Origin of the sequence: Microcella pacifica (assembly GCF_009371975.2) — a bacterium.
Classification (GTDB): domain Bacteria; phylum Actinomycetota; class Actinomycetes; order Actinomycetales; family Microbacteriaceae; genus Microcella; species Microcella pacifica.
This window is the reverse complement of the sequence record NZ_VIKT02000051.1, coordinates 1-1,373: the sequence shown is the minus strand read 5'-3', so window position 1 is coordinate 1,373 and position 1,373 is coordinate 1. Positions and strand designations below refer to the sequence as shown.

At 67.6% G+C, this 1,373-nt stretch carries 1 protein-coding gene; it reads right to left on the bottom strand.

Annotated features, from left to right (window positions below; genetic code table 11):
* Window positions 1-278: 278 nt before the first annotated feature.
* Entirely contained in the window at window positions 279-1,355 is a 1,077-nt protein-coding gene (locus FK219_RS13275; RefSeq protein WP_456238280.1) for an IS110 family RNA-guided transposase, read from the bottom strand.
* Between the last annotated feature and the right edge of the window lie 18 nt (window positions 1,356-1,373).

The following is a 1,373-nucleotide window of genomic DNA, read 5'->3' as shown; positions in this document are numbered from 1 at the left end:
TGGCAGGGGAAAGAGCGCCCGGAGTGATCATGCTCCGGGCGCTCTTTCGTGTGGTCGGCGCAGGTCGCGTGGGTGTCGTGCGTGTCGTGGGCGACGCGCGGTCAGACTGATATGCGCGGATTTGGTTACCGCAGGACGTGCTGTTCGGCTGGAGCGGTTCCGCTTGTCTAGGATCGAGCGTCGCCAGCCCTTCGGGCGGGTTGCTCATAGCTGATTCGCGGGTCGCTCCTCGCGCTGCCGTCACCTGTCTCCTGAACCGACCGGTCAAGGGGCCGTGGTCAGTCGGGCATCACGGCCAGGGACCAGCACCAGCCGGCGAGCTCGCGGGCGATGGCGACGTTCGCGATCGTGGACCGCTTCTTGCGTGCGGTGAAGTGCTGCCATTTCTGATGCAGTCGCCGGTTGCCGTCGTCGCCGCGGGATACGGCGAGGCTGGGCGCGGCAGCCCACCTTGCGTGCATCACCGCTCCGGGACGATACGTTTTGCGGTGATGCCAGGCGGCCTCCACCAGCAGGCGGCGAGCATGCGTGTTGCCGGTCTTGGTGATCGAGCCTTGCGAGCGGGACTGCCCAGAGGAGTGCTCTGAGGGCACCAGGCCGACGAATGCGCCGATGCTGGATCCGGTGAAGCGCTCCCAGTTGCCGATCTCGACCGCGAGGCCGAACCCGGTCAGAGTCGAGATCCCACGCAAGCACCCCAGGCGTCGCACCACGGGCGCGTAATCGCTGGTCGCGGCCATCTGCTCGATGATCGCGTCGAGTCGGTCTTTGCGGGCGCGCACCTGCTGCACCGCTTCGTAGTCGGCATCGAACGCGGCCTGCAGTCCTGCATGGTCGAACCTCTGCCGGCGAAGCCACGCATCATGCGAGCCGGTCCACGCCTGCTTGCCGTCATAGATGATCCCGTGGCGCAGCAGCAGCTTCGAGAGCCGATGCCGTGCCGCCATCAGCTCACCCCGGTTGTCCTCCCGGGCTCGCACCAAGTCCCGGGCGGTTTCCTGCTCGATCGACGGCACGGCAACTGCGACGATCTCCCCCAACCGCAGCAGCCTTGCCAGATGCAACGCGTCCCGCGCGTCGGTCTTGACCCGATCCCCGACCGGGCGCTGCAACTTCGACGGCGCCGCCACGACGCATTCAATACCTGCGGTGGTGAGCAGGCGGGCCAGAGCGAACCCGGTCGGCCCGGCCTCATACGTCACCGCCGCCGGCTGCGGCAGCGACCGCACCCACTCCAGAACTGCCGCGGGGTCGTAGCCGAAACGGTGGCGGATCACCTCCCCGGTGTCCTCATCGATCGCGCATGCCACGACACTGCGGGCGTGCACGTCCAGACCGACGCTCGTACGCTGGATTCTCAACTGGGGCCTCCA